Source organism: Hydrogenophaga palleronii NBRC 102513 (assembly GCF_001571225.1).
GTDB classification, from domain to species: Bacteria; Pseudomonadota; Gammaproteobacteria; order Burkholderiales; family Burkholderiaceae_C; genus Hydrogenophaga; species Hydrogenophaga palleronii.
Map to the genome: position 1 here is coordinate 1 of NZ_BCTJ01000076.1, position 6361 is coordinate 6361.

5 protein-coding genes are annotated in these 6361 nt (G+C 67.8%); all 5 read left to right on the top strand.

Annotated elements, in window-relative coordinates:
- Positions 1 to 175: 175 nt before the first annotated feature.
- Genes HPA01S_RS22100 through HPA01S_RS22120 form a run of 5 tightly spaced genes read left to right on the top strand, consistent with a single transcriptional unit; the run spans position 176 to position 6347 of the window.
- Positions 176 to 871: a TetR/AcrR family transcriptional regulator gene (locus HPA01S_RS22100; protein ID WP_157085149.1), complete on the top strand. Its 696-nt coding sequence runs from the start codon at positions 176 to 178 to the stop codon at positions 869 to 871.
- Positions 868 to 2013, top strand: a complete 1146-nt coding sequence (locus tag HPA01S_RS22105) for an efflux RND transporter periplasmic adaptor subunit (RefSeq protein WP_066273616.1) — start codon at positions 868 to 870, stop codon at positions 2011 to 2013. Before HPA01S_RS22100 ends, HPA01S_RS22105 begins: the two co-directional genes overlap by 4 nt.
- A gap of 12 nt (positions 2014 to 2025) precedes the next feature.
- Positions 2026 to 5205 (top strand): efflux RND transporter permease subunit, encoded by a 3180-nt coding sequence (locus HPA01S_RS22110; RefSeq protein ID WP_066273618.1) that lies wholly within the window; start codon positions 2026 to 2028, stop codon positions 5203 to 5205.
- A 50-nt stretch (positions 5206 to 5255) separates the two neighbouring features.
- Positions 5256 to 5966 (top strand): protein-L-isoaspartate O-methyltransferase family protein, encoded by a 711-nt coding sequence (locus tag HPA01S_RS22115; RefSeq protein WP_066273620.1) that lies wholly within the window; start codon positions 5256 to 5258, stop codon positions 5964 to 5966.
- 30 nt (positions 5967 to 5996) lie between these two features.
- Complete coding sequence (locus tag HPA01S_RS22120; RefSeq protein WP_066273621.1) at positions 5997 to 6347, top strand: rhodanese-like domain-containing protein; 351 nt, start codon at positions 5997 to 5999, stop codon at positions 6345 to 6347.
- Positions 6348 to 6361 lie beyond the last annotated feature (14 nt).

The following is a 6361-nucleotide window of genomic DNA, read 5'->3' on the forward strand; positions in this document are numbered from 1 at the left end:
TGTGCACGCTCTCATCCTCGGCCGGGCCATCACCGGCATTGCGGCGTTCAACTGATCGACGCAGGTCGCCGCAAACGCAGCGGCGATGCGAGGCGCGCCCTTGAGGGCGCGCGGGGGCATGCTTGGGGGCTGGGTTATATTACTAACCCATCGGTCATTAATAAGCTATTGCCCCATGTCTTCGCCCGCCGCCGCCCAAACCGAACCCGACGCCGAGCCCCGCCAGCGCCGTGCGCGGCGCAAGGAAGCGCGCCCCGGTGAGCTGCTGGACGCGGCGCTTCGGCTCTTCGTCGAGAAGGGCTTTGCCGCCACGCGGGTGGAAGAGGTCGCGGCCGCGGCCGGTGTGTCCAAGGGCACGCTGTTCCTCTATTTCCCAAGCAAGGAAGAGCTCTTCAAGGCGGTGGTGCGCGAGAACATCACCGGGCGTTTCCAGGAGTGGAGCGAGGAGCTGGACCAGTTCGAGGGCAACAGCGCCGAGCTGGTGCGCTATTGCCTGCACACCTGGTGGGAGCGCGTGGGCATGACGCCCGCCTCCGGCATCACCAAGCTGGTGATGGCCGAGGCGGGCATCTTCCCGGAGATCGCGGCGTTCTACCAGCGCGAGGTGATCGAGCCCGGCCATGAGCTGATCCGGCGCATCCTGCAGCGCGGCATCGACCGCGGCGAGTTCCGCCCGCTGGCCATGGACCACACCATCTACAGCCTGATCTCGCCCATGATCTTCGTGCTGCTCTGGAAACACGCCATGGTGCCCTGCGTGCCCTCCGGCACCACGCTGGACCCGTTGGGTTTCATCGACAACCAGGTTGACCTGCTGCTGCACGGCATGCTGGCGACCACCCCACCCACTGACCAAGCCCCCCGCCCATGAACGCTCCCCGCTCGCGCTCGACCTGGATCAAGTGGTTGCTGCTGGCCTTTCTGGTGTTCGGCATCGGCATCGGCCTGGTGCGCGCGCTGGACAAACGCAAGACGCAAACCGAAACCGCGCGCCACGCCGCCGAAGCGCTGAAGACGGCGCCGGTCTACACCCTGACCCCGCGCGACCTGTTCACCGTGCAACCGATTCCGCTGATGCAGACCGTGGGCATCTCGGGTTCGGTGCAGGCCCTGCAGACCGCCGCCATCAAGGCGCGCACCTCGGGCGAGATCCAGGGCCTGAGCAAACGCGAAGGCGACACGGTGAAGGCCGGTGAGGTGGTCGCGCGCATCGACAGCACCGAGGCCGAGGCGCGCGTGCGCCAGGCGCAGCGGCAAGCCGAGTCGGCGCAGTCGCAGGTGGCGATCGCGCAGCGCACGCTGGACAACAACCAGGCCCTGGTGCGCCAGGGTTTCATCTCGGCCACGGCGCTTGAGACCTCCACCGCCAACCTGGCCGGCGCCCAGGCCACGCACCAGGCCGCGCTGGCGGCGCTCGACATTGCAAAGAAGTCGCTGGCCGACACCACCCTGCGCTCGCCGCTGAACGGACAGATCTCGGCCCGGCTGGTGCAGAACGGCGAACGTGTCGGCATCGACAGCCGCGTGTTCGACGTGGTCGATCTCTCGGCCTTTGAAATGGAAGCCGCCATCACGCCCGCCAACGCGGTGTCGGTGAAGGTCGGGCAGGCCGCGGCGCTGCGCATCGAAGGCCTGGCCGAGCCGGTGCAGGCGGTGGTCTCGCGCATCAACCCCAGCGTGCAGGCCGGCAGCCGCAGCGTGCTGATCTACCTGCGTGTGCCCGCGTCGGAAGGCATGCGACAGGGCCTGTTTGCCCAGGGCCACATCACCACCGGCAGCACCGAGGCGCTGGCCGTGCCGGTCTCGGCGGTGCGCAACGACAAGCCCCAGCCCTATGTGCAGGTGGTACGCGAAGGCCAGATCGTGCACCTGCCGCTGGAAGGTGGCGCCACCGGCCTGCAGGGCAACGAACCGATGCGCGAGGTGAAGGGCTTGACGGCAGGCACCCAGGTGCTCAGCGCCGTCGCCGGCGCGATTCGCGAAGGCACGGCCGTGAACCTGGCCACGAACTGAGGACCGCACAACATGTGGTTCACCCAGGTCTCGTTGCGCAACCCGGTGTTCGCCACCATGGTGATGGTGGCCTTTGTGGTGCTGGGCCTGTTCTCGTTCCAGCGCCTGCAGGTGGACCAGTTCCCCAACATCGATTTCCCCGTGGTGGTGGTCACTGTCACCTACCCCGGTGCCTCGCCCGAGATCGTCGAATCGGAGGTGACGAAGAAGGTGGAAGAAGCGGTCAACGCGGTGGCCGGCGTCAACACCCTCACCTCGCGCAGCTACGAAGGCACCTCGGTCGTCATCATCGAATTCCAGCTCACCGTGGACGGGCGCAAGGCGGCCGAGGACGTGCGCGAGAAGATCTCCATCCTGCGCCCGGCCCTGCGCGACGAGGTGGACGAACCGCGTGTGCTGCGCTTCGATCCGGCGAGCCGCTCGGTCTGGTCGCTGGCGGTGATCCCCGAAGCGGCCAACGGCAAGACGCCGAGCGCGGTCGAGCTCACCACCTGGTCGGAACAGGTGCTGAAGAAGCGGCTGGAGAACGTGCGTGGCGTGGGCTCGGTGACGCTGGTGGGGGGCACCAAGCGCGCGGTCAACATCGATCTCGATCCCTCGGCCATGGAAGCGCTGGGCGTGACCACCGAGCAGGTCAACACCGCCGTGCGCAACCAGAACCAGGATTTGCCGGTGGGCACGCTCAAGAGCGGCGAGGCCGAGCGCGTGGTGCAGGTGCTGTCGCGGCTGCAGAACCCGCAGGACTTCGAGCAGATCATCGTCGCGCGCCGCGGTGGCCAGGCGGTGCGCCTGGGCCAGGTGGCGCGCATCAGCGACGGCACCGAAGAGGTGGAGAGCCTGGCGCTGTACAACGGCCAGCGCACCCTGCTGCTGCAGGTGCAGAAGGCGCAGGACGAGAACACCATTGCGGTCACCGATGGCCTGAAGGCCGCGGTGAAGGCGATCGGCGCCGAGCTGCCGCCCGGCGTGCGGCTGGAGCAGATTGCCGACAGCTCGCGGCCGATCCGCGTGTCGGTCGACAACGTGCGCCAGACGTTGATCGAGGGCGCGCTGCTCACGGTGCTGATCGTGTTCCTGTTCCTGAACTCGTGGCGCTCCACCGTCATCACGGGCCTGACGCTGCCGATCGCGCTGATCGGCACCTTCTTCTTCATGAACCTGTTCGGCTTCACCATCAACATGATCACGCTGATGGCGCTCACGCTGTCGGTGGGCCTGCTGATCGACGACGCCATCGTGGTGCGCGAGAACATCGTGCGCCACGTGCAGATGGGCAAGACCCCGTTCAACGCCGCCATGGACGGCACGCAGGAGATCGGCCTGGCGGTGCTGGCCACCACGTTGTCCATCGTGGCGGTGTTCCTGCCCATCGGCTTCATGGGCGGCATCATCGGCAAGTTCTTCCACGAGTTCGGCATCACCATGGTGGCGGCCGTGCTGATCTCGATGTTCGTGAGCTTCACGCTCGACCCGATGTTGTCCTCGGTCTGGCACGACCCGGAGATCGAGAAACACGGCAAGCCCGGCGAACGCCGCAGCTTCTACGACCGCACCATCGGCCGCGTCACCGGCTGGTTCGACCGCTTCCAGGAAGACCTGAGCGACACCTACCAGGGCACGCTGCGCTGGTCGCTCAAGCACAAACTCGCCACGCTCGGCCTGGCGCTGGGCACCTTTATTGGCAGCCTGTTCATCATGCCGCTGCTGGGCACCGAGTTCGTGCCCAAGGCCGACTTCTCGGAAACCTCGCTGAGCTTCAACACGCCGGTGGGTTCTTCGCTTGAAGCCACCGAGGCCAAGACCCGCGAGGTCGAGGCCATCCTGCGCGAATTCCCCGAGGTGCAGTACACGCTGTCCACCCTCAACACCGGCACGGCGCAGGGCACCATGTACGCCAGCGTCTATGTGCGCCTGGTGGACCGCCACCAGCGCACGCTGAGCGCCACCGACATGTCGGCCCGGCTGCGCGAGCGGCTGCGCAGCGTGCCCGGCATCACCGTCACGCACGCCGGCCTGAGCGACGCGGTGGGCGGCGGCAAGGAAGTGGAGTTTTCGCTGCAGGGCGACGACCTGGCCGAGCTGGAGCGCCTGACGCAGACGGTGATGGAACGCATCCGCCCCGTCGTCGGCCTGGTCGATCTGGACGCCAGCGTCAAACCCAACAAGCCCACCGTGGACGTGGTGCTCAAGCGCGACCTGGCCTCCGACGCCGGCCTCAACGTGGCCAGCGTGGGCGCCAGCCTGCGCACCCTGGTGGCCGGCACCACCGTGGGCAACTGGCGCGCCGCCGACGGCCAGAGCTACGACGTCAACGTGCGGCTCGCGCCCGAGGGCCGCATGCGCACCAGCGACCTCGAACAGCTGCCGCTGGTGGTGGGCACCGAGAGCGATGGCACGGCGCGTGTGGTGCGCCTGGGCCAGGTGGCCGACGTGGTGGACGCCACCGGCCCGAACCAGATCAACCGCCGCAACCTCAACCGCGAGGTGTCGATCAACGCCAACGTCTATGGCCGTTCGCCGGGTGAGGTGTCGGCCGACATCCGCCAGGTGCTCGACAGCATCGCCTTCCCGCCCGGCTACCGCTACGAGTTCGGCGGCTCCACCAAGAACATGCAGGAGTCCTTCGGTTACGCGCTGTCGGCGCTGGCGCTGGCCATCATCTTCATCTACATGATCCTGGCCAGCCAGTTCCAGAGCTTCCTGCAACCGCTGGCGCTCATGACCTCTCTGCCGCTCACGCTCATTGGCGTGGTGCTCACGTTGCTGATGTTCGGCTCCAGCATGAGCATGTTCTCGGTCATCGGCATCGTGCTGCTGATGGGGCTGGTGACGAAGAACGCCATCCTGCTGGTGGACTTTGCGATCCGCGCCCGCGAAGGCCGTGCCGGTGGCCCGCCACTGGACCGCGAGAGCGCGCTGCTGCTGGCCGCCAAGGTGCGGCTGCGCCCGATTTTGATGACCACGCTGGCCATGGTGTTCGGCATGGTGCCGCTGGCTTTTGCCCTCACCGAAGGCTCGGAACAGCGCGCCCCCATGGGCCAGGCCGTCATCGGCGGCGTCATCACGTCTTCCCTGCTCACCCTGGTGGTGGTGCCGGTGGTCTATTGCTACATGGACGACCTGGCCAGCTGGTTCCGCCGCCGCCTCGGCCTGGCCCCGGCCCACCCGGCCACGCCCGACCCCGTTCCTTAAAATCGCCCGCTTACGCGTCCCACCGATCCCTGTTTTCACGAGCCGATGCCATGACCTCTTCCGCCGCCGTTGTCGCCCCCGCCCTGAGCCTGAGCCAGGCCCGTTTCAACATGATCGAGCAGCAGATCCGTCCCTGGGAGGTGCTCGAAGGCCGCGTGCTCGAACTGCTCGACCGCGTGCACCGCGAAAACTTCGTGCCTGCCGAGCACAAGGCCCTGGCCTTTGCCGACATGGAGCTGCCGCTGAACCAGCCCGCCGTGGAAGGCCAGGAGATGCTCGCACCCCGGGTCGAGGCCCGCCTGCTGCAGGACCTGAACCTCAAGTCCACCGACAAGGTGCTGGAAATCGGCGCCGGCAGCGGCCACATGGCGGCCCTGCTGGCCAGCCTGGCGCAGCGCGTGCTGTCGCTCGAAATCGACGCCGATCTGGCGCGCCTGGCCCAGGCCAACCTGCAACGGGCCGGTTTCCAGAACACCGAGGTGCGCCAGGCCGACGCCGCCGCCAACGGCTTTGCCGCCTGCAAGGCCGACGGCCCCTACGACGTCATCTTGCTCAGCGGCTCGGTGGCCGAGATCCCGGCCGCGCTGCTGGCGCTGCTGGCACCGGGCGGGCGGCTGGCCGCCATCGTCGGCTTCGAGCCCATGATGCGCGCCACCTTCGTCACCCGCACCGGCGACGCCGCCTTCCAGACCGCACAGCCCTGGGACACGGTGGCCCCGCGCCTGCGCAACTTCCCGGAACCCTCGCGTTTCCGCTTCTGAAGCCCCGCCACGCCAACGGACAGCGATCACATGAACGCCATCACACCCGCCCAACTTCCCGACTGGCTGAGCCAGTCCAGCGATCCGGCCGCACCCGAGGCCCTGCCCGTGGTGCTCGACGTGCGCGAGCCCTGGGAGCTGCAGACCGCATCGGTCAAGCCCGAAGGTTTCGAGCTGCGTGCCATGCCGATGCGCACCGTGCCCGCGCGCCTGCTTGAACTCGACCGCCACCAGCCCATCGCCGTGTTGTGCCACCACGGTGGCCGCAGCGCGCAGGTGGTGCAGTTCCTGGAAGGCAATGGGTTCACCCGCGTCGTGAACATCGCCGGCGGCATCCACGCCTGGTCGCAAGAGCGCGACCCCGGCGTGCCGGTGTACTAAATGACACCCCCCTG

Excerpts from the sequence above, each read along its gene's own strand:
- HPA01S_RS22110 (WP_066273618.1), top strand. The coding sequence starts at position 2,026 with ATGTGGTTCACCCAGGTCTCGTTGCGCAACCCGGTGTTCGCCACCATG.
- HPA01S_RS22105 (WP_066273616.1), top strand. The coding sequence starts at position 868 with ATGAACGCTCCCCGCTCGCGCTCGACCTGGATCAAGTGGTTGCTGCTG.
- HPA01S_RS22100 (WP_157085149.1), top strand. The coding sequence starts at position 176 with ATGTCTTCGCCCGCCGCCGCCCAAACCGAACCCGACGCCGAGCCCCGC.
- HPA01S_RS22115 (WP_066273620.1), top strand. The coding sequence starts at position 5,256 with ATGACCTCTTCCGCCGCCGTTGTCGCCCCCGCCCTGAGCCTGAGCCAG.
- HPA01S_RS22120 (WP_066273621.1), top strand. The coding sequence starts at position 5,997 with ATGAACGCCATCACACCCGCCCAACTTCCCGACTGGCTGAGCCAGTCC.